Origin of the sequence: Bradyrhizobium sp. AZCC 1578 (assembly GCF_036924675.1) — a bacterium.
In the GTDB taxonomy this organism is placed as follows: Bacteria; Pseudomonadota; Alphaproteobacteria; order Rhizobiales; family Xanthobacteraceae; genus Bradyrhizobium.
This window is the reverse complement of record NZ_JAZHRZ010000001.1, coordinates 2,659,251-2,684,029: the sequence shown is the minus strand read 5'-3', so window position 1 is coordinate 2,684,029 and position 24,779 is coordinate 2,659,251. Positions and strand designations below refer to the sequence as shown.

Genomic DNA, 24,779 nt, shown 5'->3' with positions numbered 1-24,779 from the left:
CGAGGCGCTAGATGACCCTTTGGGTATCGTGAAGCCAGTGATAAAGTCTCAGCACCATGCTGAAGCCGGCTCAGCTCCTGCGCATCGATCTCAGTCTCCTGGTGTTGTTCAGCACCGTGCTCGAGGAGGGTCATGTCGCGCGCGCGGCGGAAAGACTCAATCTCACACCCTCGGCCGTCAGCCATGGGCTGCGCCGGCTGCGGCATCTCCTGCATGATCCGCTGTTCCTCAAGACACCCGGTGGCGTGAAGCCTACGGACCGTGCCCTCGCCCTTGCCGGTCCAGTTGCCGAGGCTCTCGCGCGTGTCGATGGAATCATGTCGATGGCCGGGCCGTTCGACCCCGGAGGCACGCGGCGATGCTTTACCATCGGTGCGCCTGATGCATTGGCGGCCATCTTCCTCGGCCCTCTCGTTTCCCGCTTGGCCCGCGAGGCGCCAGGTGTCGACATCCGGTTGCTGCAGCTCATGCCGCAACATCACGGCAAGCCGACGAGCCAAGTCTGGCAAACCACACTCACGGAGCTCGACTCCCACCGGCTCGATCTTGCAATACTCCCGATCGGCCAGTTGCCGCCCCGTTTCGCCGAGCGGTTGCTGTTCGAGGAAGACTTCGTCGTCGCGATGCGAAAAGGTCATCCACTGGCGCGCGCACCAAACCTGGCAGCATACCTGAAGGCACGGCACATGCTGGTTTCGGCCATCGGCGATGCGCAGGGAGTCGTCGATGCCATGCTTGCCGAGCGGGGGCATTCGCGGCGCGTGGCGCTGACGGTTCCGAATTTCATGATGGCGCTGGTTCAACTCGCCGAAAGCGATCTGGTTGCGACCTTGCCGCGAAGGCTGGTCGAGTACCACGCCGCGCGGTTCAATCTGGTAGTGCGCCCGGTGCCGTTGCCCTGGCGGCCCGATCCGATACGCCTCGTCGCATCGCAGGCCGCGATGGCCGATGCCGGCCTCGCTTGGCTGTTCGAGACGTTGGCGAGCTGCATAAGTACGAGCACCGGTTCGCGCTCGAGGCAAGAACGGAGGCGTGGCAAGTCCTAGTGACGGAGGCCGGCCACGCGCTCTGGATGTTCGTGGTGCAGCAAGTGGCCCGCATGAGCCAACGGGTCGCGCGAACGCGCGCCCGATGACAGGCTCCGCAATATGCGGGACTCGGCATGACCCGGATGTCGCTTCGCTCATCCGGGCAACGTTTGCTGACGATCGCGTGGACGGGCGGCCTTAAATCACGTGGCTCAAATGATCACGTGCAAAGCCGGCAAGGCTCAACGCTCGCGCGCAGATTCGCCTGAAAAAATAAGCCTTTAATGGTGAACGAGCTCACACCAGGAGCTCGAGCGGCAGGTGCATTTTGCTGGCTTCGGGACGACCCAGATGCACGACCGAATTACCATCCCCAAGTTCGTGGTCGGCGAGCTGCCGGAGCTGAGAGACCACGGCCGCGACCTGCGAATAGATGCCTGCCGAGGCATCGCGCTGTGGTTCATCTTTCTTGACCATGTTCCCAACAACATCGGAGCTTGGCTGACGCTGCGGAACTACGGCTTCAGCGATGCCGCGGAAGTGTTCATGTTCGTCTCGGGCGTAACCTGCGCGCTGGCTTACGGCAAAGCATGGCGCTGCGAGGGCTGGACCGGAGTGATCAGCCGAACGCTGCGGCGAAGCTGGGACATTTATGTCGCATTTCTGCTGCTCACGCTCGCCTGCGCCATCCTGGTTCACCTCGCAGGCACGAGCCGTATTGCTGACGAGAGCAATACGCGTATCTTGTTGGACCATCCGGGCGCAACGTTCGCGCGCGCGGCGATCCTGCAATACCGTCCGGTCAATACCGACGTGTTGTCGGTCTTCGTACTTCTTCACCTCCTGTTCGCGCCGCTGCTGTGGCTGCTGCTGCGAGCGCCGAATGCAACGCTTGGCGCCTCGCTGGCGCTTTATGTGCTGGTGCATGTCTTTGGCTGGACCGTCCCGGCCTGGCCAAACGGCCACTGGGCCTTCAATCCGCTGGCCTGGCAGTTGCTGTTCGTGCTTGGCGCGTGGTGGATGATCGATGTCAAGAGACACCAGCCGTGGGTGACGTCACGCACGACACTTGTGCTTGCCATCCTGTATCTGCTCTTCAGCCTGGTCATCGTATTGAGCTGGCGTATCAAACCGCTGGAAGCACTGATCCCGCAGGCGCTGGCGAAACTGCTTTACCCATTGGACAAATCGAATCTCGATCCATTGCGACTGCTGCATTTTTTGGCCCTTGCGGTTTTGGCGTCATGGCTCGTGCCCCGCAAGTGGCGAGGGCTGACGACGCCGGTGATGCGCGGCGCGATCCTCTGTGGCCAGAACTCGCTGCCAATCTATTGCGTCGGCGTTCTCTTGACGTTCGCCAGCTACGCGGCGCTGCTCAACATTTCAGACGGACTTGCGATGCAGATAGCATTGAGTTTCGCTGGCATCGCAGCGATGATCGTGACCGCAACACTGCTAAGCTCGATCAGCATCAAACCCAGGCAGCGATCGCAACAGTAACGCGCATCGTTGCACATGCGATCCATGTGGCGCTATACATTCCCCATGTCCCGCGATTTTCGCCTTGATCGCACTCCCGTCGACGTTCTCAACTATGAGATCGCCCAGGACCAGGCCGTTGCGCTCGGACGGATGGGGCGAGCGCTGGAAGCGGCCCTCGCCAGGCTGCGGGAGTTCGATGCCACCCAACCACGCTCGGGCGCGCCGGCGTCAGCGCAGCAGGCACGGCGCCTGCTGGTGACGGAGGCAGGCCACGCGCTCTGGATGTTCGTGGTGCAGCGAGAGGCGTGTGGCTTGCGCGACAGCCGCCCTGTCATGCGCGACTACAACGTGCCGAACGAGGTGCAGCAGTGCATGGGGGTAGTCCCTGCCACATCGATGCTGTCAGCAACATGACTTGCTGAGTTTCGACCGACCCATCGAGTTCGAGATGAGTAAGAAGCGGCCTCGGACGTTCGTGCGGCTGCCCGGCACTCGCGCCCCGATCTCGTTTTCCAGGCCAGAATGAATCCACCGCCTTGCCGGATTTGAGCCCTATTGTGACCCAGGTCACGGCCAAAGGTCGTTTCCGAGGGGGCGCAACTTCGGGGTTCCTATGTCCGGTCATTTGCGATCTTGCACCGCCGCTATTGTCCTTCTCGCAAGTCTCCCGACTTCGCCTGCATCTTCGAATCCGCTTGCAGACTTGTTCAATGTCTCTCCTCCGCAGACAGCCCCTGCACCTGCTCCCGCGGAAAAAGAAAGCGAGTGCTTGCCACGACCCGGTACGTCGACGGCGGAAGGTCAGCGCTGGGTTTATCGTACTGAGGGGCGCCGCAAATGCTGGTTCCAGGCTGCCGAGGGGACCGCGACGGTGAAGCAGGTTCGTCATCGCGTCGCGAAGCCTCGTGTCGCCACTGCCGAGGAGAATGAGGCCGCGCGGACCAAGCAGAAGGCGGTCATGGATGCGCGTGCAGAGCTGCTGCGCTCCGCACCGGCGGAAACGTCTCAGCCGACGCAACCCGCGCCCGAGCTCGAGGTGGTCGATGCCGCTTCCGTCCCGGCTACGGGGGCCGCAGCCTTCGTGCCGCCGGCAACCGTCGCCAGCCGCGCGACCGATCAGCTCACGCCTGACCACCCCACGCCGCGCCGGCTCGACGCGGAGACACTTCTGGCAGCCGCACCGGCGCCAAGCGACACGGTTGCGGTCTCCGTGCCTCCGGCCGCGCCGGTCGCCTCTCCGATCGCCGAGGCGGCTGATGACGGCTGGGGCTGGATGGCAACCTGGCTTGGCGCGCTGCTGATGGCGCTGGGGCTCGCCTCCGTCTTGGCCTCGAGCCGGACCCTTCGGGAGGCCGTGCTGTTGCGCGATTAATGCGGGAGCAGTGGCTGTCCTATGCGGGCAGTGGCCAAGTAATCTCCCTGACTTTCAGCTCCCTATAGCATCGCGCATGAGCCTGGATGCTTCTAGTCGATGTCCGACTACTGGTAGCCACGACCGTGCTCTCGATTGCAACGGCTACTGCTCTTCAGCCCAATCCGTTTTCTCGCAGCTAAGGCAGCGGAGGAGGCGAAGGCTCTTGCCCTGGCGACTGTCGAGGATCACCACGGGCCGCGCTATGCCGCCGCAATGATTGCAAGTTGGATGTTGAGGCGGTTGGCACCGCCCGGCGTCGCTCGCATCTCGTACGTTACTCACCGCACCCTCCTCTAAGGGCGACTCACGCAAGACGAAGCGCACACTGGTTCCAAGAACGTGTCCGGGTCGGCCTTCGATCAAAACAAGCGCGAGTTGTCGTGAGAACGGCAGGCGACCGGCTGAAATCCGCGTTAACTCGACAACAGACATCAGTGAGCACAAAAGCCGAAGCCAAGAACCAAGCGCACCGTCAATTTTCTAATCTAAAAGCCAGATCCTTCCGCTCCATAACTCATCAAAAGTGTCAGGAACGTAATTCGGCGCCCGGGCTTGCACGGCTTCCTCCGGTGCCCACGCTTGCACGGCTTCTTTCGGTACCCACGCTTGCGCGTCTTGTGGATTGAAGCGCTTTTCAGGGAGTATGGTCATAACGTCCTTGAGCGACGGTTGCGCGGCCACGCCCTTGGGCCACTCCAGCAAGGCTTTCGAAAGCCCCGGCTTGCCTTCGTACCAGCATTTTCGTCCGTCGATGAGACGATACGACCACCATTTTCCATTCGGATTTGACGGCGCCGCGGCGCTGCATTCCTGTTTCGCTTCCGCACCTGGAATCCCCAACAACAACAGCGCAGCAACGAAAGCCGTCAGAGCCATTGATGAGGGCTGCTTGCTCATTTGCGTGGCTCGAAGCAACTACGTTGCTGCAAGCGGCTCACAGCAGCCATCACATCGGGACGTTCGAGAACTTCTACCAATTTGTCGAGGATACGCTCACTGTTCTGCGGCCGGGGTTGCAGGTATTCTTCCAGTATGAGTTGCGCCTCGCCAATCGCCCGAATAGCCAATTGTTGATCAGTCATACGCGTTACTCGTTACTCACAGCGCCCCGCTAAAAGAAAGAAGGCAAATCAAGACCCCATTTGGGTTTCTCCACGTTTTTTCTTCAGAGTTCCATCAATTTTTATTTCAATGTTTGGCAGGAACCCTGCCGAACTATGTGGATGGAACTTGTCTACTGGGCGCAGACGGATTGCGGCCGTGATGGTTGTGGTTGCGATCTTTCAAGCCGCTATCTTGCGGCGAGATGGAAAGATCGGACCGCCTCCGGCCGTGAGTGACTGTCTTCTGAACTCGGATGTGCGCCAAGAAATCCTGCGTGGGGAAAACTCCGCTTAGGTCAGCGAACTGCATTGTGCGACTCGGCAGTCCGTGCTGGCTTCCTCGAAATTTGAGTCTGGTTTGCGGGGCAAGGAAGTTGAGCCAGTTTTCCTTTATGCTTCTGCTCGTGATGTCCCTGATGCTCACCGTGTGCGTCGGAGTGGCGGCTTGGCGCGTGTCCGACGACTGGCCGGAAGTTACCGGAAGCACTTCGCCGGCATTCGTCCACATGCATTGAAAATAAGGGCCTCAACTCCTGACGGAGCTAAGGCCCTTGCTGCAGCAGATACAGCCTGACGCTCACACCGGGCTGACGCCGGGATGCTGCGCGCGTCCCACCCGGTCATGGCAAATGTCAGCCGTGCGTTAGCCGATACGTTGCGCAACAGGAATGTAGGCAAACCACCGCACTAGGAACCCGCGCGAGCGGGCGGCTCAATCGCAGTAGCTCCACCCGCCATAGCCGTCGTCGCATCGCGCTCGCGCACGATACGGCACAGGCAGCGGCGGCCGCGGCGCGTATTCGCCCGCATAGTCGTATTCCTGCGCGTAGTAGCGTTCGCGATAGACTGGCGCACGTTCGACGTAGACGGGCTGCGCGGGGTAGGGCGTTCCGTACTCGCCATAGACCGCTGCCGGTGCGCGGTAGGCAGGGTCCGGATATCGGTAACCGGGTTCCGCGTACGGCCGATAAGCCGGTCGCGGGCGCACATTGATGTTTGCGGAAGGCGCGTAGATTCCGCCTGGCGCGACGTAGACGGATGACGACAGATCGCTGGCCGCGGCAACCCCGGAACACAGGACGACGAAAGCCAGCGTGAGCGATGATCGGTACATGTGTGAAGCCTCCAACTACTCAAGCCGCGCCAGCCAGCGTGGTTAATTTTCGCTAAACAATTCGAGCTGCGCAATGATATTTTGCGCGAAGAAGTGTGCCATTTCTGGACTGCGCACACATTCGCGTGTCGGCGATTGTCGTAATTGTGAATGCCTCAGCGTGGCGCGTCATTGCAATGACGGCTGGAGACACATCCAAAGGATCGTCATCATGAGCGACTTCACCATCCGCACGATGCGGCCGGACGAAATCTCACTCGCCATAGACTGGGCCGCCGCCGAAGGCTGGAATCCGGGGCTTGCGGATGCGACCTGTTTTTCGTCCGTTGATCCGCACGGCTTTATCATCGGCGAGATCGATGGTGCGCCTGTCGCGACCATTTCCTGCGTCAATTATGAAGCGAGCTTTTCCTTTCTCGGCTTTTACATCGTGCGGGCAGATTTGCGCGGCAAAGGTTACGGCTTGCGGATGTGGAATGCGGCCATCGCGCATGCCGGCGCGCGCGTGATCGGACTCGATGGCGTGACGGCGCAGCAGGACAATTACAGGAAGTCCGGCTTTCAGCTTGCTTACGCCAACGTCCGCTATGGCGGCATGGTCGCGGCGCGGAGTGTGCCGCAGGCCGGGGTGATTGACCTGAGCGAAGTTCCGCTGGCTGACGTGGAAGCAGACGACGCAACGGTGTTTCCCGCGCGACGGCCGGCGTTCCTGCGGACCTGGATTGGCTCGCCCGGACATGTCGGGTGCGCGGTCGTGCGCGATGGACGGCTTGTGGGTTGGGGTGTGATCCGGCCGTGCCGGAAGGGTTTTAAGATCGGGCCGCTGGTGGCCGACGACCGCGCTACGGCCGAAGCGGTATTGTCCGCCTTGCTCGCCAAGGTGGGCGGCGGCGAGATTTTTCTGGACGTGCCCAGCATCAACGGCGACGCGGTCGCGCTGGCGGAAGGTTTTGGGCTCGCGCCGGTGTTCGAGACGGCGCGTATGTATACCGGCGCAATCCCGCCGCTGCGGCTGGAGCGGGTGTTCGGGGTGACCAGCTTTGAGCTGGGATAGGGGACACAACACAACCGTCATTGCGAGGAGCGGAGCGACGAAGCAATCCATCTATCCCCGTGCGGAGAAATGGATTGCTTCGCTTCGCTCGCAATGACGATGGAGTACGCATCGCCTTGAAGCGAATACTACCGGTCGCTCACCCGCTCATCCCGTGACGCGCGCCGGGACGCCGAAAAAATCTCCCAGCTCACCATGAAGATCGCGGCGATCAGCGGACCGATGACGAAACCGTTGAGGCCGAAGACGTCGATGCCGCCGAGCGTCGAGATCAGCACGACATAGTCCGGTAGCTTGGTGTCCTTGCCGACCAGGAAGGGGCGCAGCACATTATCCACGAGGCCGATGACCAGCACGCCATACGCGATCAACCCGAGGCCCTGCCAGATCGCGCCGGTGGCGAGAAAGTAAATCGCGACGGGGAGCCACACCAGGCCGGCCCCGATCGCCGGCACCAGCGACAGGAACGCCATCAGCACCGCCCACAACAGCGGCGCGTGAACGCCGAGGAACCAGAACGCCAGGCCGCCGAGCGCGCCTTGCGCAATGGCTACCAGAACACCGCCCTTGACGGTGGCGCGAACGACGTCGGCAAAGCGGCTGAACAGCGCGGTCTTGTGGTCGGCGCCGAGCGGAACGGCCTCCTTGATCCGATCAGCCAGCACTCGCCCGTCACGCATCAGGAAGAACATCAGGTACAGCATGATGCCGAGGCCGATCACGAACTCGAACGTGTTCACGCCGATGCTGAGCGCCTGCGGCGCCAGGATCTGGCCGCCCTTCATCAGGCTGGACGACAAGGTCTCGCGAAGCCCTGAAAGGTTGGTCAGGTTAAGCCGCTCGAGCCAGCCGATCACCCAGGCCGGCAGCGCATCGAAGATGCGCTGGACGTAGCCGGCGAGATCATATTCGCCCGACTGGATTTTGCCGAACAGGCTGGTGGCTTCGCGGACCAGCGAGGCCGCAACGATGGCGAGCGGCAGGATCACCATCGCGATGATGAGCAGGACGGTCACCAGCGCCGCGAGGTTCGGCCTGCCGGGCATCGACCGCAGGAGCGCGCGGTTAACCGGCGCAAAGATGACGGCGATAATGATCGCCCACAGCACGGCGCCGTAAAACGGCTGCAGAACCACCCAGGCGAAAGCCAGCGTAACGGCAAGCAGCAGGAGGCGGAAAACCTGTTCGTCAATTCGTCGCACGGGCGTCTCGCTGGTTCCTTCCATATGGCCGCGCGGCCGTTCGGTGCTTGTCGCACGGCCACGATGAAAAGGAAATGCAGCAACCATTGAACCCTCATGGTGAGGAGGCGCGAAAGCGTCGTCTCGAACCATGTGGCCCGGCTGGGGTGCCATTCATCCTTCGAGACGCGCGAAGGCGCGCTCCTTAGGATGAGGTCTGGCAGGAATTGGAGGATGAGCAAAGCGCATGGCGCAGTGCCCATCCTCTGATTAGCGGTGTCCGTCTCGTCGCCGCTACTTCACTGTCACCCTGCCGATCATGCCGTTCTCGCGGTGGCCGGGGATCAGGCACGAATATTCGAACGTGCCCGGTTTGGTGAACTTCCAGACGATCTCGGCCGATTTTTTCGGCGTGAGCCGCACCGCGTTCGGCTCCTCGTGCTCCATATGCGGATGCTTCTGCATGTCCTCGGCATGCTTGAGGTTTTCTTCCGTGGTGGCGAGCAGGAATTCGTGGTCATCCTCGCCGACATTGCGGATCACGAAGCGGATCTGCTCGCCGCGCTTCACCTCGATGCTCGAGGGCGCATATTTCATCTCGCTCATGTCGACCTCGACGGTGCGCGCGGGTTTTTTGGGGTCGCCGGGCTCGCCCGCCGAATAGGTTTCGTGGGCGTGCTTGTCATGGCCGAATGCCAGTGGCGTCCATGCCGAAACGGCGATCAATGCGAGGCCGGCCGTCATGATGTTCTTCATCTCTGTTCTTTCCTGTTTCCTTGTCAGCGAAGCGCGGCCGCGAGGCGCGGGCCGCCAGGCTGAATCCATGATCTTGCAATAAGCCATGGGCATGCGCGCTTCACTCGCGCGGCTGCCCATGTCGTGACGTCAGAGATCAGGCGATGGGGGGACGGAAGTGTCGCGGCGGCGCCTCACCGGGCAGGCGCTGGACGTTCTTGGAGGCGCAGATCGACATCGGCTGCGAGGGCTTTGCGACGGCGGGCGGATCGGCCGCGATCGCGCACACGCAGAGCATGGCGCAGCACGGTCCCGCAGAGCCCTTGCCGTCATGCTGATGCTTGGCAGGCACGGGCATCACGTCGCCGGCATCGGCGTGATCCATCGCGTGCTGATCGGTCTGCATCTCGTGATGCTGATGCGCGGCGACATGCTCCGGCTGCGCACCGTCATGGAAATGAGCGGCACCCGCCGTTCCGGGCTGGTGCATAAGGCAGGATGCGGCATCGCCGAGCGCCAGCGCCACGCCCGGCGCGAGCACGCAAAACAGGTAGAGCACGGCGGCGAACCACCCCGCTTTGACACGCGCAGGTCTCGTCAGGCGGACGAACATGATGGGAAGGTAGGACCGACGGACGATTCCGCCAAGGCAATGAAGGGGCGTTGCCCCCCACAACTGCATGCCTAACATCGCGGCATTGTGGCTTGACCTTGGGCGATTTGACCCCGAAGCTCCGCCTGCCGTGGTGATTTCTTCTGAGCTTTCCCGAGATTCCGACCTGTTCGTTCTCGATTCGCGCCGGGCGTGGATCCGGCTTGCCGTGGCCGTGCTGATCGGCTCGCTCGGCAGCGTCGGCATGTGGTCGGTGGTGGTCGCGCTGCCGGTGGTGCAGACGGAGTTTGCCGCGAGCCGCGGCACCGCGTCGCTGGCCTTTACCATGGTGATGCTCGGGTTCGGTTCCGGCGGGGTGCTGACCGGCAAGATCACCGACCGCTACGGCATCGTCACCGCGATCGGGCTCGGCATCGGCATTTTGGGCCTCGGCTATGTCGTCGCGGGAATGTCGACCTCGATCTGGCACTTTATCCTGGTGCATTTCGCGATCGGGCTGTCCTCGTCCGCCACCTTCGGCCCGCTGATGGCGGAGGCCTCGCACTGGTTCGACCGCTATCGGGGGCTCGCGGTCGCGATTGCCGCTAGTGGCAATTACATCGGCGGCACGATCTGGCCGCCGCTGGTGAATTTCGGCATCGAGCAGCTCGGCTGGCGCACCAGTCATATCGCGATCGGCATCTTCACGGCGGTAGCGATGACGCTGGCGCTGATCGGCTTGCGGATGCTGATGGGCGCGGGAGGCCAGCGCGACCACGACAACGCGGCGCCGCCGCGCGTCGATCTAAAACTCTCCACCAACGCGCTGACGGCGATTCTGTCGCTCGCCGCGATTGCCTGCTGCGTGGCGATGTCGATGCCGCAGGTGCACATCGTCGCCTATTGCGGCGACCTCGGCTATGGCGTGGCGCGCGGCGCGGAAATGCTGTCGCTGATGCTGGGCTTCGGCATCATCAGCCGGATCGGAAGCGGCTTTCTCGCCGACAAGATCGGCGGCATCCGCACGCTTTTGATCGGGTCGTTCGCGCAGGGCACGGCGCTGTTGTTCTACCTGTTCTTCGACAGCCTGACCTCACTCTATATTATCTCGGCGATGTTCGGCCTGTTCCAGGGCGGCATCGTGCCGAGTTATGCGATCATCGTGCGCGAGGCGATGCCGGCCTCCGAAGCGGCGACCCGCGTCGGCATCGTGATCTTTGCTTCCGTGTTCGGCATGTCGTTCGGCGGCTGGATCTCGGGCGCGATCTTCGACGCCACCGGCTCCTACGGCGCCGCGTTCGCCAATGGGCTGGCGTGGAACGCGCTCAACATCGGGATCATGGTGCTGCTGCTGATGCGGGCACGGCAACGGCTGGCGATGGCGTGAGCGTCATACCGCCTGTCCCGCTTTCAGCAGCGAACAGCCCGTGATCTTCAGGCTGCCGTCCGGCTGCTGCTCCAGCGTGTACATCGCCTCCCAGGCCTCACCATTGTCGTCGACGATATGGACGCGCTGCGCGATCCGGCCATTGGCTGAACGCGCCTCGCCGAATTCGAAACTCTTGTGGCGATAGACGGGCGCGTAGCCCTGCCGGACCATCTGCATGAAGATATCGGCCTGAGGAAATATCTGCCTGATCTCGGGCGCGGCATGGGAATAGGCGGCCGCGGCGTCGTCGCGGATGAACGCCTGCTCCTGCGCGCGGATCACGCTCTGGGCAGTAGCGACGTCGTCGGCGAGGGCAGGGGTGCCCAACCCGATCAGGAAAGCGAGAACCAGAGCAAGAGCGCGCATGCAAAATGCCCCCGAACTGGCGGTGCTTGCCGCGGTGCAGACACGCGGAAATTTATACCCGCCGGCACGCGGGCGGAAGTACCATTCGCGTAAGCGTCAGGCGAGATAAGGAACAAGCCAAGGCACTTATCGTTTTTCAAGTATCGTTTCTCTCGGGGAGGAACATCCGATGACACTCGCACGCGGAAACATTGGCGGTTACGAGTTCGACCGCATGGTGCTGCTGTTTTCCATGATGGACGGCCCGAGGGAAATACCCTGCGCGGTCAGCGCCTCCGCGATGGATGCTCTTGAGCATGCCTCGCGTACGGCGACCAGCCAGCGCGAAGAACAATTCCTTCGGTTGCGCGACCGCATCGAACAATGCGCGTCGCGCAAGTTCGAAGCGGGGGAGTTCGAGGGGACCCCGCCCGGCATCATCCTGCGCAGCATCGATTTTCGCAGCTAGCTCTGTTGCCGACCTGCTTCAGGCAATGTCGTCGCCGCGATGGCTGGCCGCCTAGTGCGAATGCAAGTCCAGGAACGGCGTGTCATTCGCGCTGACATAGAAGATAACCACCTTGGTCGGCTCGGTGGCGCTGCGGTTATAGCCGGTCATGGGCACGTTCGGCGGTTCGACCATCGCTTCGCCGGCCTTGACGTTAAGCGGTGGACGGCCTTCGAGTTCGAGCGTGAAGGCGCCTTCGAGGACGTAGACCGTCACTGGAAAGCGATGGGTGTGATACACGGTCTTGTCGCCCGGCTTGAACGTTGCGGTCATCACCCGCACGGTTTGCTTGTCATCCTTTGGCAATCCCTCGACGACCTGTTGCAACACCATATTCGGCTTGGCGATATTCGGCGCAGGCGCTCCTTGCTGCTGCGCCGATGCGGGATTGTCGAGGCCAGCGCCGAGGCCGGTGAGAAGGAAAATGGCCGGGATGAAATGGCTGCGCATGTTTTCGCTCCTTGTGTCGGTCAGGTACCGCGCGGTGTTTCGGCGCGAAGAAGCCTACGGGCCGCCGCCCTGCCGCGGGAGCCGCAAGATTGCGAAACCCCGCCGCAGAAGTGCATAATGGGCGAATGTTCGACTGGAACGATCTGAAATACTTTCTCGCGGTGGCGCGTCACGGCAGCACGATCGCGGCCGGCAAGGCGCTCGGCACCAGCCAGTCGACGGTGCACCGCCGCCTCGAAGAACTCGAACGCAGACTAGGGCGCGCCCTGGTGACGCGGCAGAACACCGGCTATCGCCTGACCGAATACGGCAACACGCTCTTGAAATATGCCGAGCGCATCGAGGCGGCGGTCGATGATTTCCAAAGGCGGGCAACCGACGTCGAGCAGGAACTAAAGGGCGTGATCCGCGTCACCTGTCCCGAGCCGATCGTCTATCGCATGACCCGCTCGGCGATGCGGAGCCGGATCTGGTTCGCGTGCTCGGGCCCATTCCTGAATTGACCCGAAGCTGGCGGCTCCTGGCCCACCCGGATATCAGGCGCGTCCCGCGCATCGCGGCGTTCTTCGACTTCATCGTGGAAGAACGCGACTCGTTGAAATCGATCCTGACAGGATGAGAGGCGGGCAGCCCCGCGCCTACCTGCCCTGAAACACCGCAGCGCGCCGCTCGATGAAGGATTGAATGCCCTCGCTCGCATCGGCGCTGTTGAGCACGCGCTCGCGGACTTTTGGAATGTAGGCGATGGCGGCCTCCTCGCCGTGCTCGACATATTTAAGCGCCGCCTCCTTGGTGACCTGAATGCCGAGCGGCGCATTGCCGGCAATGATCTTGGCGAGTGCCATCGCCCGCTCGATTTGCTGGCCGGCCGGCACGACTTCCTGGACCAGCCCGATCTCGCGGGCGCGCGCTGCGGTGAATTCATCACACAGGAACAGATGATACATCGCGTTGCCCCAGCCGGTGCGCGACAGGAAGCGGAAATGCGCACCTCCAAGCGGGGCGATGCCGCGTTTGGATTCCATCTGGCAGAAGCGGGCGTCGTCGGCGGCGACGACGATGTCGCCGGCCAGCATCAGCTCGATGCCGATGGTGAACACGATGCCCTGCACCGCTGACACGATCGGCTTCTTGCAGCGCTTCTGCAGGCCGAAGACGTCGACATTGCCTTCCCTAAAATTCCGCTTCTCGGCGTTGGGGCCGAAGAATTTCGGCATGTCGAGGCCGGCGGTGAAGTCCCTGCCTTCGGCGCAGATGACGCCGACCCAATAGCTGTCGTTGTTGTGGAGCTCCGTCAGCGCGTCCGACAACTGCTCCATCATGGCGGGCGAGAACGCGTTCTTCTTGGCGGGGTTGTCGATGATGATCTTGAAGATGCGATCGTGGATTTCGGTGCGGATTGTTCCTTCGGCGCTCATGATCTCCTCCGTCCTGATTGTTCTAAAAATGCAGTGCAAGCCGCGCGTGTCTATCGCTCGTATTTGACGGCGAGTGCGGTGCGGATTGACGCGGCGCGTTCCGGCGAAAAGTGCGATGCGCCATGGTCGAGCAGGTCGAGGAACGACAGCACGCCGCCGCGCGAACCCCAGCTTCCTTCCTCGATGATACGGAAATTGATCCACCAGCCCGGCGAGGGCGTCTTCATCCCGCAGGCGTCCGCAAGCGCGGCGTGTATATTGCGGATGACGGTGGCGCGATCCTCGCGCGTCCAGCAGCAGTCCATCACCACGACGTCGAGTACCATCACGTCGCTGGGCTTGTCCGAGAGCAATTCCCCGCCGTGCGCGATCATGTCGAGCGGGCGCTCGACGAAATGGACCTGATAGCCGCGGCGCGCTTCGGGCGTCAGCTTGCCGACCTCCGGCACGAGGACGGCGTCCGTCAGCGTTTTTGCCAGCACCCGCCGCTGATCGGCGTTCAACCGTCCCTGCGGCGTCATCACATGGATAAACGTCATTGCGCGTCTCCTCGCGTCGGCATTCTTCTGACTATGACGGACGTCATAACTTCACATTGAGCTGGCTATGTCAATCGTCATAATCTAGCATGCGGTCATGCAGACGAAGGAAGATTCGCGATGACGTCGGATACCCGCGCAAAAATGGTGGCAGGGGCCGCCAACCTGATGAGCCGCCGCGGCGTCAACGCCACTAGCATGCGTGAGGTGGTCCGCCACACCGGCACGCCGCGCGGTTCGATTGGTCATCACTTTCCGCGGGGCAAGCAGCAGTTAATCGAGGACGCGCTGGTATTTGCGGGCAAGCAGGTCAGCGGGCCGCTGGAGCAACTGACGCAGTCGCGCGGCGCGATTGCGGGTCTGCGCACCTTCATCGCGCTGTGGCGTCAGACGCTGGAGAAGTCGAAATTCCAGGCCGGTTGTCCAGTGCTCGCAGTCGCGGTCGAGCAATATGTCAACGATGCGACCGAGAAGGGCGGCGAACCTGACGAAGCCGCCCAACGCCATCTGCTCGATCTCGCCGACGGCGTGTTTGCCGACTGGCAGCGCATCATGCTCACGGCGTTGCGCCGCGAGGGCGTGGCGCCTGCGCGCGCGCGGCGGCTGGCGGCGCTCGTCATCGCATCGACGGAGGGAACGGTCGCGATGTGCCGCGCCGCGCGCAGCGCCCAGCCGCTTGATGATGTCAGGCAGGAACTGGAACTGGTGTTGTTGAGCGCGCTGCCGAAGTAGAAGGCGCGGATCGCAATGCTTCAGGCGATTGCTGCCAGTGCCTGCCGCGTGTACTCATGGCAGACACACCTTTGGGCTCTGGCGGATGCTCGTAACTGACCCCAAGCTGACTATTGTGCTGCTTCATGCTAAATGGCGGCGCTATGAATCGTGCAGGCGAAGTTCTCATCCTGACCGGGCCGCCGGGCTCTGGAAAAACCACGACAGCGCAGGCGCTCGCAAGGGAGCCCGGATCAGCGAAGGTCCATCTTCATTCCGACGACTTCTGGCATTTCATCAAGAACGGAGCGCTCCCGCCCTATCTGCCTGAAGCTCATGATCAGAACATCGTTGTTGTCGATGTGTTGACGAAGGTAGCCGCAGGCTATGCCGGCGGAGGCTATTTTGTCATCGTAGACGGCATTGTTGGGCCGTGGTTCTTGCGTCCATTCAAGAAAATTGCCGCGCCACTCCACTACGTCGTTCTACGTCCATCCCTCGATGTAGCCATCCGGCGGTGTCAGGAGCGGGGCGGGGACACGTTGGCAGATCCCGGTCCCATCACGCAGCTCTATCACCAGCTCTCATCGCTGGGACCGCTTGAGCGGCATGTCTTGTCAACCGACGGGCATACTCCGAAGGACACTCTGAACGCAGTCATCAACGCTGTGCAAAGCGAAGCGTTTCGCCTGCCGACATGACATGAGAGACGGCTTGTCGAGCATTCCGGAAATAAACGGCCTTCGGCAGATGGCCCAACCCAGACATGCCGGCAGGCGGTTCCGATGTCTGCCGCCGAGGCAAAGCCGGAGATGGCCACCATTCAGCACGTCCTCGCTTCTCAAAACGTCGGCGGCGTGCAGGCGCTTATCACCTCGCACGGTTTGCCTCCGACGCAGCGGAAGCGGTGCGGGCGGCGGCTTTCGAAATAATAGGCATCGCCGGGGTCGAGGATGCGGCGCTCGTCGTCGACGGTCACTTCCAGTCGGCCGCTCACCACGATGCCGCCTTCCTCGCCGTCATGGGTCAGCGGCACCCGGCCGGTGTCGCTGCCCGGCTCGTAGCGTTCTTTGAGGATCTGCAACGCGCGGCCGAACAGATTGTCGCCGACCTGGCGGTAGGAGATCGGCTGCTTGCCGATTTCGGTCAGCTCGTCGGAGCGATAGAACGCCTTGCGCGGCCGCTCCGGCTCGATCGCGAAGAACTCGGCAAGCCCCATCGGCAGCCCGTCGAGGATGCGCTTCAGCGCGCCGACGGACGGGTTCATCTGGTTCGATTCGATCAGCGAGATCGTCGAATTGGTCACGCCGGAGCGCTTTGCCAGCTCACGCTGCGACAGCTTGTGGCGGGCCCGGACGAAGCGGAGTCGCCCACCGATATCGACGCTCATCGAAAATCCCTGTTGCAGGTGTTTCGGATCGAACAAATATGCCCTGATCGGGTTAGCAAAATCAATGGGTTGCAGGAGTGCAGAAAAGGACTTGTTGTGGCTTCCCGAGCGTGGCCCGGTGGTCCCTTGAGCTGCCAGCATAGGAGCTAGACCGTGACCCTTCATCAGAAGCCGAACACCCTGCAGACTGACTCGTTCTGGATGCCTTTCACGGCCAACCGGCAGTTCAAGAAAACGCCGCGCCTGTTCGCCTCCGCCGAGGGCATGCACTACACCACCGTCGACGGCCGCAAGGTGATCGACGGCTCCGCCGGCCTCTGGTGCGTCAACGCCGGCCATGGCCGGCGCCAGATTGCGGCTGCCGTCGAACGGCAATTGATGAACCTCGACTTCGCGCCCTCGTTCAACATGGGCCATCCGCTGGCGTTCGATTTTGCCGAGCGGCTCACCGAGATCGCGCCGACGGGGCTGGATCGCGTCTTCTTCACCAATTCGGGCTCAGAGTCGGTCGATACCGCGCTGAAGATCGCGCTGGCCTATCAGCGCGCCATCGGGCAGGGGACGCGGACGCGCCTGATCGGCCGCGAGCGCGGCTATCACGGCGTCGGCTTCGGCGGCATGTCGGTCGGCGGCATGGTGGCCAACCGCCGCGCGTTCGCCACCCATCTGCCCGGAGTCGATCACATCCGTCACACCCATGATCTCGCCCGCAACGCCTTTGCGAAGGATCAGCCCGAGCATGGCGCCGAGCTCGCCGACGATCTCGAGCGGATGGTGGCGCTGCATGGCGCCGACACCATCGCCGCCGTCATCGTCGAGCCGGTGCCGGGTTCGACCGCCGTGCTGCCGCCGCCGAAGGGCTATTTGAAGCGGCTGCGCGAGATCGCAGACAAGCACGGCATCCTGCTCATCTTCGACGAGGTCATCACTGGGTTCGGCCGCCTTGGCGCGCCGTTCGCGGCAGATTATTTCGGCGTCACGCCCGATATGATGACGACCGCCAAGGGCATCACCAATGGCACCGTCCCCTGCGGCGCGGTGTTTGCCAACCGCAAGATTCATGACGGGTTGATGACCGGCCCCGAGGGCACCATCGAGCTGTTCCACGGCTACACCTATTCGGCGCACCCGACCGCCTGCGCCGCGGGCCTCGCGACGCTCGACATCTACAAGGACGAGGGGCTTTTGACGCGCGGCGCGTCGCTGGCCGAATACTGGCGCGATGCGCTGCATTCGCTGAAAGGTCTGCCGAACGTGATCGACATCCGCAATGTCGGCCTGATGGGCGCGGTCGAAGTCGCGCCGCGCAAAGACGGCGTTGGCGCGCGTGGCTATGACGTGATGGTGGATTGCTTCAATCGCGGGCTTTATTTGCGCATGAGCGGCGATTCCTTTGCGCTGTCGCCGCCCCTGATCGTCGAGAAGAGCCATATCGACGACATGGTTTCGATCCTCGGCGACGCGATCAAGCGTGTGGCCTGATCCTTGCTCGCAGGGAAAGACAGAGGCCGCGGCAATTGTGCCGCGGCGGATGCGTGAGGAATCGTGAAAGTCATCGTTCTCGGCAGTGGCGTGATCGGCGTCACCACAGCCTATTATCTGGCACGTTCCGGCCACCAAGTTGTCGTCGTCGACCGTCAGGCGGAGCCCGCACAGGAAACCAGTTTTGCCAATGCCGGCGAGGTCTCGCCCGGCTATTCGTCGCCCTGGGCCGGCCCCGGCGTGCCGGTCAAAGCGATCAAGTGGCTATTGATGCGGCACGGACCGCTGGTGATCTGGCCGAAGCTCGATCCCGTGATGTGGATCTGGGGGCTGAAGATGCTGCGCAACTGCACGGCAGAGCGCTACGCGATCAACAAGAGCCGGATGATCCCGATCGCCGAATACAGCCGCGATTCCTTGCGCGCGCTGCGCGCCGAGATCGGCATCACGTATGACGAGCGCAGCCGCGGCACGCTGCAGCTCTTCCGCAAGCAGAAGCAGCTCGACTCGACCGGCGACGATATCGCAGTGCTCAAGCAATATGGCGTGCCGTACGAGCTTTTGGATCGCACCGGCTGCATCGGCGCGGAACCGGCGCTCGCGGCCGTGAAGGAAAAATTCGTCGGCGGGTTGCGATTGCCGCAGGACGAGACCGGCGATTGCCACATGTTCACGCAGGCGCTCGCTCGGGAAGCTGAAAAGCTCGGCGTCGAGTTCAGGTTCAATACCACGATCGAGCGGCTGGTCGCGGATGGCGGCAAGATCACCGGCGTCGTCACCAGCGCCGGGTTGTTGCAGGCCGATGCCTATGTCGCGGCACTCGGAAGCTGGTCGCCGCGCTTGCTCAAACCTTTGGGTGTTTTTGTTCCGGTCTATCCGGTGAAGGGCTACTCGATCACGGTCCCCGTCATCGATCCCGACGGCGCGCCGGTATCGACCGTGATGGACGAGAGCTACAAGGTCGCGATCACGCGGCTGGGGGATCGCATCCGCGTCGGCGGCACCGCGGAAATTTCCGGCTATTCGAACTCGCTCGATGCGGCGCGGCGGGCGACGCTCGATCATTCGCTGACCGACATGTTTCCGCGCGGCGGCGATTTGAGCAAAGCGAGCTTCTGGTGCGGCCTGCGCCCGATGACGCCGGACGGCCCGCCGGTGATCGGCGCGACGCGCTACGGCAATCTGCACCTCAACACCGGCCACGGCACGCTCGGCTGGACCATGGCGTGCGGTTCGGGGAGGGTGCTGGCCGATATGATTTCGGGACGGAAGCCGGATATCGATGTGAGCGAGCTCAGCGTGAGCCGTTACGATCAGCGGTTTGGGTAGTAACGCACGATAGCCAACCCGTCATTGCGAGGAGCGTAGCGACGAAGCAATCCATGTCTCCGTAAGTGGCGATGGATTGCTTCGCTTCGCTCGCAATGACGGCGGGATTAGCGGACTAGCTCTCGTCACGCAATGCGGGGTGTCGTTGCCTTCATCACTCCTGATCGGGAGGATCAAAGGCTCGAATCGGAGGCAGCGTGCCCGAATACTTCTCGCACTCGACCACCGTCACCTGACCGCAGCAACCTTGCGCGAGCCGCGATGTGCCGATGTCGCGGGTGAGCACGTTCGGATTGCCGTGAACGCAGAGCGGATGTTCTGCCGTGCCGGCTTGCGGATCATACCAGGCGCCGGTGGACAATTGCACTACGCCGGGCATGACGTCGTCTGAAACGGCGGCGGCGGCCAGACACGCGCCCCGATCATTGAACAGGCGGACGATATCGCCGTTGGCGATGCCGCGGCGCGTCGCATCGACGGGGTTGAGACGGACGGCTTCCCGGCCGGCAATTTTCTTGGACTGGCTGTACGCACCGAAGTCGAGCTGGCTGTGCAGCCGGGTCGCTGGCTGGTTGGCGATCATCGTCAATGGGTGGCGCGAATCTGGCGGTTCGGTTGACGGCAGCCATGCTGGGTGGGGCGGGCAATCGTCGTAATCGAAGCCTGCGATGGTTTTCGAATAGATCTCGATCTTGCCGCTTGGCGTGGGCAGCTTGTTCTTGACGGGATCGTTGCGGAAGGCGCGCAGAAAGCCGCCGTCATCAGGGGCCGATGGCAGCGCGAGTTCGCCACGCCGCCAGAACTCGTCGAAATCCGGCGCATCCCAACCGGCATCGGCAAGCGCCCGTCGCGTCGGCTCGTAAAGATGGGCCAGCCATTGCCTGGTATCGCGTCCTTCCGTGAAGGCCTGTTCGACGCCCAATCGCCGCGACAGCGCGGCAAAAATATCGAAATCGTCGCGGGCTTCGCCAATCGGGTCCACGGCCTTGCGCATCGCGACCAGCCTCGGATCGGTGCCGGCGGCGCCGATATCGTCGCGCTCCAGCGTCATGGTCGCCGGCAGCACGATGTCGGCAAACTTAGCCATCGGCGTCCAGGCGCTCTCGTGCACGACAATGGTTTGCGGGACATTGAAGGCCTGCCGCAGCCGATTGATATCCTGGTGATGATGGAAAGGGTTGCCGCCCGCCCAGTAGACCAGCTTGATGTCGGGATACCGCATCGTGCGGCCGTTGTATTCGAACATTTGTCCCGGATTGAGGAGCATGTCGGCGACACGCGCGACCGGGATGAAGTCGGCGGTAGCATTCTTGCCTTGCGACAGCGTCGGGATCGGAACCGCGTTGAGACGGCGTCCGGTATGACCGAGCGCACCGAGCGCGTAATTATATCCGCCGCCGGGCAGGCCGATCTGGCCCAGCATGGCCGCGAGCACCGCGCCCATCCATACCGGTTGCTCGCCATATTGCGCCCGCTGCAGGGAATGCGAGACCGTGATCAAGGTGCGTCCGCGCGGCAGCCGGCGGGCGATGTCGACGATGGTGCCGGCCGGAATGCCGGTAATGTCGGCGGCCCATGCCGCGTCCTTTGGCGTTTGGTCGTCGCGGCCGAGCAGATAGCGTTCGAAGATGTCGAAGCCGGTACAATAGCGTGCGACAAAGCCGCTGTCCCACAGATTCTCGACGAGGAGCGTGTGCGCGAGTGCCAGCATCAGGGCGACGTCGGTCCCGACCTTGATCGGCATCCACCGGGCGCCGGCCGCTTCCGGCATATCGTCGCGCAAGGGAGCGATGCCGTAGAAGACGGCGCCGCGGCGCGCGGCCCTCTGCATCGCGTCGCGCTCGATGTGCCGGCTGATGCCGCCGCTTGCGACATCCGAGTTCTTCAGCGCCATGCCGCCGAAGGCCAGCACCGTATCGGTGTGCTCGGCGATCTGATCCCACGTCACGTTGTGGCGCGAGATGGCTTCGAAGCCGCCGAGGACATGCGGCAGGATCACGGCCGAGGCACCGGCGCTATAGCTGTTCACCGAACGCACATAGCCGCCGAACGCGGTGTTCAGGAAGCGATGAACCTGGCTCTGCGCGTGGTGGAAACGTCCGGCGCTGGCCCAGCCATAGGAGCCGCCATAGGCCGCGGCGGCGCCATATTCGGTTCGGATCCGCGCCAATTCGCCTGCGAGCAGGTCGAGCACTTCGTCCCAGGGGCACGCGACAAATTTCTGGTCGAAGGTGCGCGGAGCGGGTGCGCTTCGCTCCAGCCACGCCTTGCGCACCATCGGCCGCAGGATGCGGGCCTTGTGGCGCATCGCCGTGCTGAAATTCTGCAACATCGGGGAGGGCGCCGGATCGTGCTCGTACGGCTTGATATCCAGCGTCGCGCCGTTCCACCGCGCCGCGAAGGCGCCCCAATGCGCGCTGTGTGGGCTCCAATCCTCTCGGGCTTGATCCATTCCTTGTTCCAGACTGTTCATGACGCCTGCGTCACGCAATTCACCCACAGCACGACCGCTTTCGCATCTTTCGCGGGATTTGAGAAGCGGTGCGGGCGGCGGCTGGCAAAGCGAAAACTGTCGCCTCGCTTGAGCGACCAGGACTCGGCGTCGACGGTCAGCGTCATCTCGCCTTCCAGCACCAGCCCCGCTTCCTCGCCGTCATGCGTGTAAAGCTCATCGCCGGTGTTGCCGCCGGGCTCCATGTGCACGAGAAACAGATTGAGGCGGTTCTCAGTACCCGCCGGACTCAGCAATTGCTTGGAGATGCCGGTCCGCCACAGTTTCAGTTCGGCGCGCTGCATTTCGCGCGTCACCACACCGCCGGATGCCGCCTCGTCGTTCGGCTGCGAGCCGAACAGCGCGGCGATGCCGACGCCAAGCACGTCGGCCAGCGTCGCCAGCACGCGGAGCGAAGGCGACGACAGCCCGCGCTCGATCTGGCTGAGAAAGCCGATCGACAGATCGGTCTTCGCCGCAATCGTCTCCAGCGAGAGCTTGTGCTCGCGGCGCAGGTCGCGGATGCGGCGGCCGACCGCAAGGTCCATCGCCGGCTCGGCCGGCCTGACGGCGGTCTTCGCCTTCGGCCGGACCGTTGCCTTTCCGGCGGCCTTTTTCTTGGCCCTTGCCTTGGCCTTGAACGCCGGTTTCTTTATTCGCTTGCCGCCGCTCACGTCAGACCGCTTCCTTCATGTGCATGAAAATCGCTTGCAAACCCTGGAGAAGTGTGACCACAATTTCATATTGGTGAAAATAGGCCTGAACGGCGTTGCCCGCAACTCTTTGGTCTAAGGCGGGCGGGCCCGGGCGGCGTGCAGTTTCAGGAGGTGGTGCGATGGCTCTGAAGCGTCTCGTTCAGGCCGCGGTGGCGGCCTTGGTTCTCACAGCCGCAATGCCGGCATCCGCGCAAAAAGTACTGAAGGTGGGCTCGACGCCGACCGGCGTGCCCTTCACTTTCCTCGACACCAAGACCAACAGCATTCAGGGCATCATGGTCGATCTCATCACCGAGATCGGCAAGGACGCCGGCTTCCAGGTTCAGATCGAGCCGATGCAGTTCTCGACCCTGATTGCCTCGCTTACCTCGAACAAGATCGACATCATCTCGGCGGCGATGTTCGTTACCCCCGCGCGCAAGGAAGTGATCGATTTCTCCGAACCGTTCTACAGCTATGGCGAGGGCCTCCTGGTGCCGAAGAGCGATACGAAGACCTACACCAAGCAGGACGATCTGAAAGGCGAAGTGGTCGGCGCGCAGGTCGGTACGGCGTTCGTCGATGCGCTGAAGAAGTCGGGACTGTTCAGCGAGGTGAAGGCCTACGACACCATTCCCGATATTCTGCGCGACGTGAACGCCGGCCGGCTGAAGGCCGGCTTCGCCGATTATCCGATCCTCGCCTACAACCTGAAGCAAGGCGGCTTCCCCGAGGCGCGCATTGTCGAGAGCTACAAGCCCGCGACCGTCGGTTCTGTCGGCATCGGCGTGCGCAAGGGCGATAGCGAGCTGCTCGCCAAGATCAATGCCTCGCTGGCGAAGCTGAAGGCGAACGGCACGGTCGAAAAGATCCTCGATAAATGGGGCCTCAAGGCGCAGGGTGCCTGATGCAGGCGTTCTGGCGCGACGCGACCGAGTTCCTGCCGATCCTGATGAGCGGCGTGGCGTTGACGGTCATCGTCACCATCGGCTCGCTCTTGCTGTCGACCGCGCTCGGCCTGGTCTGGGCCTTGATGCGGGTATCCGGCATCGGCATTTTCTCGGGGTTCAGCGCCGGGCTGATCAACGTGATCCGCGGCATCCCGATCATCGTGCTCCTGTTCTATCTCTATTTCGTGATGCCCGAACTCGGCCTCACGCTGACGGCGCTGCAGGCGGCGATCTTAGGCCTCGGCATCGCCTATTCGGCCTACCAGGCGGAGAATTTCCGCGCCGGCATCGAGGCCATCGACAAGGGGCAGATCGAGGCGGCGCAGGCGATCGGCATGGGCTGGTGGCAGACCATGCGCCGCGTGGTGCTGCCGCAGGCGGTCAAGATCGTGTTGCCGCCCTACGGCAACATCATGATCATGATGCTGAAGGATTCTTCGCAGGCGTCGACCATCACGGTCGCCGAGCTCGCACTGCAGGGCAAGCTGATCGCGTCCTCCACCTTCAAGAACACCAGCGTGTTCACACTTGTGGCGCTGATGTATCTCACCATGAGCATCCCGCTCATTCTTCTGGTCCGTCACTTCGAGAAGCGCGCGGGCCACAAATGATCGAGCTCACCAACGTTCACAAGAGTTTTGGCAAGGTCGAGGTGCTCAAGGGCATCACGGCTTCCGTCGAGAAGGGCGAGGTTGTCTGCGTCATCGGCCCGTCAGGCTCCGGCAAATCCACCATCCTGCGATGCATCAACGGGCTGGAGAGCTATGACAGCGGCGACATCCTCGTCGAAGGCGCGCGGGTCGATCGGAGCGCGCCCTCGATCGTAGCGATCCGGACGCAAGTCTCGATGGTGTTCCAGCGCTTCAACCTGTTTCCGCACCGTACCGCGCTGGAAAACGTCATCGAGGGGCCGCTCTATGTGAAGAAGGAGCCGCGCGCCGAGGCGCTGGAGCGTGGCCGCGCGCTGCTGGCGCAGGTGGGGCTCGCCGAAAAGGCCGACAGCTATCCGCCGCAACTCTCCGGCGGTCAGCAACAGCGTGTTGCGATTGCCCGCGCACTTGCGATGCAGCCGAAGGCGATCCTGTTCGACGAGCCGACTTCGGCGCTCGATCCCGAACTGGTCGGCGACGTGCTCTCGGTGATGCGCAAGCTCGCCGACGACGGCATGACCATGGTCGTCGTCACCCACGAGATGGGATTTGCCGGAGATGTCGCCGACCGCGTACTGTTCATCGACGGCGGCGTGATCGTCGAACAGGGGCCGGCGAAGTCCGTGCTCAATCAACCGCAGCATGCGCGCACGCAGGATTTTTTGCGGCGCGTTCTGCACCCGCTCTGA

At 62.8% G+C, this 24,779-nt stretch carries 28 protein-coding genes; 15 read left to right on the top strand and 13 right to left on the bottom strand.

Features of this window, described 5'->3' with window-relative positions; all coding sequences use genetic code 11:
• The first annotated feature begins 56 nt into the window (after positions 1–56).
• From V1290_RS12925 to V1290_RS12910, 4 genes are all read left to right on the top strand, one after another.
• Positions 57–1,046 carry a LysR family transcriptional regulator gene (locus tag V1290_RS12925; RefSeq protein ID WP_334364757.1) on the top strand — a complete coding sequence of 330 codons (990 nt, stop codon included), beginning with the start codon at positions 57–59 and terminating at the stop codon, positions 1,044–1,046.
• 333 nt (positions 1,047–1,379) lie between these two features.
• Complete coding sequence (locus V1290_RS12920) at positions 1,380–2,528, top strand: OpgC domain-containing protein (RefSeq protein WP_334364756.1); 1,149 nt, start codon at positions 1,380–1,382, stop codon at positions 2,526–2,528.
• Positions 2,529–2,573: 45 nt separating this feature from the next.
• Positions 2,574–2,924, top strand: coding sequence for a DUF6665 family protein (locus V1290_RS12915; protein ID WP_334364755.1), 351 nt, complete (start codon positions 2,574–2,576; stop codon positions 2,922–2,924).
• Positions 2,925–3,381: 457 nt separating this feature from the next.
• The gene (locus tag V1290_RS12910) at positions 3,382–3,882 is read left to right on the top strand and encodes a hypothetical protein (RefSeq protein WP_334364754.1); all 501 of its coding nucleotides are present in this window, start codon (positions 3,382–3,384) and stop codon (positions 3,880–3,882) included.
• A gap of 522 nt (positions 3,883–4,404) precedes the next feature.
• Here V1290_RS12910 and V1290_RS12905 read toward each other — a convergent pair.
• The 3 genes from V1290_RS12905 to V1290_RS12895 form a co-directional block, all read right to left on the bottom strand.
• Positions 4,405–4,821, bottom strand: coding sequence for a hypothetical protein (locus V1290_RS12905; protein ID WP_334364753.1), 417 nt, complete (start codon positions 4,819–4,821; stop codon positions 4,405–4,407).
• A complete protein-coding gene (locus V1290_RS12900; protein WP_082637412.1) occupies positions 4,818–5,006 on the bottom strand; it encodes a hypothetical protein in 189 nt (62 codons plus the stop codon). The genes V1290_RS12905 and V1290_RS12900 overlap by 4 nt, the downstream gene beginning before the upstream one ends.
• Before the next feature lie 733 nt (positions 5,007–5,739).
• Entirely contained in the window at positions 5,740–6,141 is a 402-nt protein-coding gene (locus V1290_RS12895) for a hypothetical protein (protein ID WP_334364752.1), read from the bottom strand.
• Between the two features lie 211 nt (positions 6,142–6,352).
• Between V1290_RS12895 and V1290_RS12890 the strand changes: the two genes are divergently transcribed.
• Positions 6,353–7,195, top strand: coding sequence for a GNAT family N-acetyltransferase (locus V1290_RS12890; RefSeq protein WP_334364751.1), 843 nt, complete (start codon positions 6,353–6,355; stop codon positions 7,193–7,195).
• A 128-nt stretch (positions 7,196–7,323) separates the two neighbouring features.
• Here V1290_RS12890 and V1290_RS12885 read toward each other — a convergent pair whose 3' ends face one another.
• From V1290_RS12885 to V1290_RS12875, 3 genes are all read right to left on the bottom strand, one after another.
• Positions 7,324–8,397: an AI-2E family transporter gene (locus V1290_RS12885; protein ID WP_334364750.1), complete on the bottom strand. Its 1,074-nt coding sequence runs from the start codon at positions 8,395–8,397 to the stop codon at positions 7,324–7,326.
• Between the two features lie 273 nt (positions 8,398–8,670).
• Positions 8,671–9,132, bottom strand: coding sequence for a cupredoxin domain-containing protein (locus V1290_RS12880; protein ID WP_334364749.1), 462 nt, complete (start codon positions 9,130–9,132; stop codon positions 8,671–8,673).
• A 136-nt stretch (positions 9,133–9,268) separates the two neighbouring features.
• Positions 9,269–9,670: a hypothetical protein gene (locus V1290_RS12875; protein WP_334364748.1), complete on the bottom strand. Its 402-nt coding sequence runs from the start codon at positions 9,668–9,670 to the stop codon at positions 9,269–9,271.
• A gap of 220 nt (positions 9,671–9,890) precedes the next feature.
• On the opposite strand from V1290_RS12875, the gene V1290_RS12870 reads away from it, so the two are divergent.
• Positions 9,891–11,090 carry an MFS transporter gene (locus V1290_RS12870; protein WP_442893773.1) on the top strand — a complete coding sequence of 400 codons (1,200 nt, stop codon included), beginning with the start codon at positions 9,891–9,893 and terminating at the stop codon, positions 11,088–11,090.
• Between the two features lie 3 nt (positions 11,091–11,093).
• Here V1290_RS12870 and V1290_RS12865 read toward each other — a convergent pair whose 3' ends face one another.
• The gene (locus tag V1290_RS12865) at positions 11,094–11,498 is read right to left on the bottom strand and encodes a DUF4864 domain-containing protein (RefSeq protein WP_334364746.1); all 405 of its coding nucleotides are present in this window, start codon (positions 11,496–11,498) and stop codon (positions 11,094–11,096) included.
• A 169-nt stretch (positions 11,499–11,667) separates the two neighbouring features.
• Between V1290_RS12865 and V1290_RS12860 the strand changes: the two genes are divergently transcribed.
• Entirely contained in the window at positions 11,668–11,946 is a 279-nt protein-coding gene (locus V1290_RS12860) for a DUF1488 family protein (protein WP_334364745.1), read from the top strand.
• 51 nt (positions 11,947–11,997) lie between these two features.
• Here the strand turns inward: V1290_RS12860 and V1290_RS12855 are convergent, their stop codons facing one another.
• Complete coding sequence (locus V1290_RS12855; protein WP_334364744.1) at positions 11,998–12,435, bottom strand: cupin domain-containing protein; 438 nt, start codon at positions 12,433–12,435, stop codon at positions 11,998–12,000.
• 89 nt (positions 12,436–12,524) lie between these two features.
• Between V1290_RS12855 and V1290_RS12850 the strand changes: the two genes are divergently transcribed.
• Positions 12,525–12,938 carry a LysR family transcriptional regulator gene (locus V1290_RS12850; RefSeq protein ID WP_334364743.1) on the top strand — a complete coding sequence of 138 codons (414 nt, stop codon included), beginning with the start codon at positions 12,525–12,527 and terminating at the stop codon, positions 12,936–12,938.
• A gap of 135 nt (positions 12,939–13,073) precedes the next feature.
• Here the strand turns inward: V1290_RS12850 and V1290_RS12845 are convergent, their stop codons facing one another.
• Together V1290_RS12845 and V1290_RS12840 are read right to left on the bottom strand one after the other, a co-directional pair.
• On the bottom strand, positions 13,074–13,853 hold the full coding sequence (locus V1290_RS12845) for a crotonase/enoyl-CoA hydratase family protein (protein ID WP_334364742.1): 780 nt from the start codon (positions 13,851–13,853) through the stop codon (positions 13,074–13,076).
• Positions 13,854–13,903: 50 nt separating this feature from the next.
• Positions 13,904–14,392: a tautomerase family protein gene (locus V1290_RS12840; RefSeq protein WP_334364741.1), complete on the bottom strand. Its 489-nt coding sequence runs from the start codon at positions 14,390–14,392 to the stop codon at positions 13,904–13,906.
• 120 nt (positions 14,393–14,512) lie between these two features.
• Between V1290_RS12840 and V1290_RS12835 the strand changes: the two genes are divergently transcribed.
• Both V1290_RS12835 and V1290_RS12830 read left to right on the top strand, forming a co-directional pair.
• Positions 14,513–15,124, top strand: coding sequence for a TetR/AcrR family transcriptional regulator (locus V1290_RS12835; protein WP_334364740.1), 612 nt, complete (start codon positions 14,513–14,515; stop codon positions 15,122–15,124).
• 143 nt (positions 15,125–15,267) lie between these two features.
• A complete protein-coding gene (locus V1290_RS12830; RefSeq protein ID WP_334364739.1) occupies positions 15,268–15,804 on the top strand; it encodes an ATP-binding protein in 537 nt (178 codons plus the stop codon).
• A 140-nt stretch (positions 15,805–15,944) separates the two neighbouring features.
• Here V1290_RS12830 and V1290_RS12825 read toward each other — a convergent pair whose 3' ends face one another.
• The gene (locus tag V1290_RS12825) at positions 15,945–16,493 is read right to left on the bottom strand and encodes a cupin domain-containing protein (RefSeq protein WP_028347208.1); all 549 of its coding nucleotides are present in this window, start codon (positions 16,491–16,493) and stop codon (positions 15,945–15,947) included.
• Between the two features lie 153 nt (positions 16,494–16,646).
• Here V1290_RS12825 and V1290_RS12820 point away from each other — a divergent pair, with 153 nt between their 5' ends.
• Positions 16,647–17,975, top strand: a complete 1,329-nt coding sequence (locus V1290_RS12820; protein ID WP_334364738.1) for an aspartate aminotransferase family protein — start codon at positions 16,647–16,649, stop codon at positions 17,973–17,975.
• Between the two features lie 63 nt (positions 17,976–18,038).
• Positions 18,039–19,304, top strand: coding sequence for a D-amino acid dehydrogenase (locus V1290_RS12815; RefSeq protein ID WP_334364737.1), 1,266 nt, complete (start codon positions 18,039–18,041; stop codon positions 19,302–19,304).
• Positions 19,305–19,458: 154 nt separating this feature from the next.
• On the opposite strand, the gene V1290_RS12810 is transcribed toward V1290_RS12815, so the two are convergent.
• Positions 19,459–21,756 carry a molybdopterin-dependent oxidoreductase gene (locus tag V1290_RS12810; RefSeq protein ID WP_334364736.1) on the bottom strand — a complete coding sequence of 766 codons (2,298 nt, stop codon included), beginning with the start codon at positions 21,754–21,756 and terminating at the stop codon, positions 19,459–19,461.
• A 17-nt stretch (positions 21,757–21,773) separates the two neighbouring features.
• Positions 21,774–22,469: a cupin domain-containing protein gene (locus V1290_RS12805; protein ID WP_334364735.1), complete on the bottom strand. Its 696-nt coding sequence runs from the start codon at positions 22,467–22,469 to the stop codon at positions 21,774–21,776.
• Positions 22,470–22,630: 161 nt separating this feature from the next.
• Here V1290_RS12805 and V1290_RS12800 point away from each other — a divergent pair, with 161 nt between their 5' ends.
• Genes V1290_RS12800 through V1290_RS12790 form a run of 3 tightly spaced genes read left to right on the top strand, consistent with a single transcriptional unit; the run spans position 22,631 to position 24,779 of the window.
• Positions 22,631–23,398: an ABC transporter substrate-binding protein gene (locus tag V1290_RS12800; protein WP_334364734.1), complete on the top strand. Its 768-nt coding sequence runs from the start codon at positions 22,631–22,633 to the stop codon at positions 23,396–23,398.
• On the top strand, positions 23,398–24,051 hold the full coding sequence (locus tag V1290_RS12795) for an amino acid ABC transporter permease (protein ID WP_334364733.1): 654 nt from the start codon (positions 23,398–23,400) through the stop codon (positions 24,049–24,051). Before V1290_RS12800 ends, V1290_RS12795 begins: the two co-directional genes overlap by 1 nt.
• Positions 24,048–24,779: an amino acid ABC transporter ATP-binding protein gene (locus V1290_RS12790; RefSeq protein WP_334364732.1), complete on the top strand. Its 732-nt coding sequence runs from the start codon at positions 24,048–24,050 to the stop codon at positions 24,777–24,779. Before V1290_RS12795 ends, V1290_RS12790 begins: the two co-directional genes overlap by 4 nt.

Excerpts from the sequence above, each read along its gene's own strand:
- V1290_RS12925 (WP_334364757.1), top strand. The coding sequence starts at position 57 with ATGCTGAAGCCGGCTCAGCTCCTGCGCATCGATCTCAGTCTCCTGGTG.
- V1290_RS12920 (WP_334364756.1), top strand. The coding sequence starts at position 1,380 with ATGCACGACCGAATTACCATCCCCAAGTTCGTGGTCGGCGAGCTGCCG.
- V1290_RS12915 (WP_334364755.1), top strand. The coding sequence starts at position 2,574 with ATGTCCCGCGATTTTCGCCTTGATCGCACTCCCGTCGACGTTCTCAAC.
- V1290_RS12905 (WP_334364753.1), bottom strand. The coding sequence starts at position 4,821 with ATGAGCAAGCAGCCCTCATCAATGGCTCTGACGGCTTTCGTTGCTGCG.
- V1290_RS12900 (WP_082637412.1), bottom strand. The coding sequence starts at position 5,006 with ATGACTGATCAACAATTGGCTATTCGGGCGATTGGCGAGGCGCAACTC.
- V1290_RS12895 (WP_334364752.1), bottom strand. The coding sequence starts at position 6,141 with ATGTACCGATCATCGCTCACGCTGGCTTTCGTCGTCCTGTGTTCCGGG.
- V1290_RS12890 (WP_334364751.1), top strand. The coding sequence starts at position 6,353 with ATGAGCGACTTCACCATCCGCACGATGCGGCCGGACGAAATCTCACTC.
- V1290_RS12880 (WP_334364749.1), bottom strand. The coding sequence starts at position 9,132 with ATGAAGAACATCATGACGGCCGGCCTCGCATTGATCGCCGTTTCGGCA.
- V1290_RS12865 (WP_334364746.1), bottom strand. The coding sequence starts at position 11,498 with ATGCGCGCTCTTGCTCTGGTTCTCGCTTTCCTGATCGGGTTGGGCACC.
- V1290_RS12860 (WP_334364745.1), top strand. The coding sequence starts at position 11,668 with ATGACACTCGCACGCGGAAACATTGGCGGTTACGAGTTCGACCGCATG.
- V1290_RS12855 (WP_334364744.1), bottom strand. The coding sequence starts at position 12,435 with ATGCGCAGCCATTTCATCCCGGCCATTTTCCTTCTCACCGGCCTCGGC.
- V1290_RS12845 (WP_334364742.1), bottom strand. The coding sequence starts at position 13,853 with ATGAGCGCCGAAGGAACAATCCGCACCGAAATCCACGATCGCATCTTC.
- V1290_RS12840 (WP_334364741.1), bottom strand. The coding sequence starts at position 14,392 with ATGACGTTTATCCATGTGATGACGCCGCAGGGACGGTTGAACGCCGAT.
- V1290_RS12835 (WP_334364740.1), top strand. The coding sequence starts at position 14,513 with ATGACGTCGGATACCCGCGCAAAAATGGTGGCAGGGGCCGCCAACCTG.
- V1290_RS12830 (WP_334364739.1), top strand. The coding sequence starts at position 15,268 with ATGAATCGTGCAGGCGAAGTTCTCATCCTGACCGGGCCGCCGGGCTCT.
- V1290_RS12825 (WP_028347208.1), bottom strand. The coding sequence starts at position 16,493 with ATGAGCGTCGATATCGGTGGGCGACTCCGCTTCGTCCGGGCCCGCCAC.
- V1290_RS12810 (WP_334364736.1), bottom strand. The coding sequence starts at position 21,756 with ATGGATCAAGCCCGAGAGGATTGGAGCCCACACAGCGCGCATTGGGGC.
- V1290_RS12800 (WP_334364734.1), top strand. The coding sequence starts at position 22,631 with ATGGCTCTGAAGCGTCTCGTTCAGGCCGCGGTGGCGGCCTTGGTTCTC.
- V1290_RS12795 (WP_334364733.1), top strand. The coding sequence starts at position 23,398 with ATGCAGGCGTTCTGGCGCGACGCGACCGAGTTCCTGCCGATCCTGATG.
- V1290_RS12790 (WP_334364732.1), top strand. The coding sequence starts at position 24,048 with ATGATCGAGCTCACCAACGTTCACAAGAGTTTTGGCAAGGTCGAGGTG.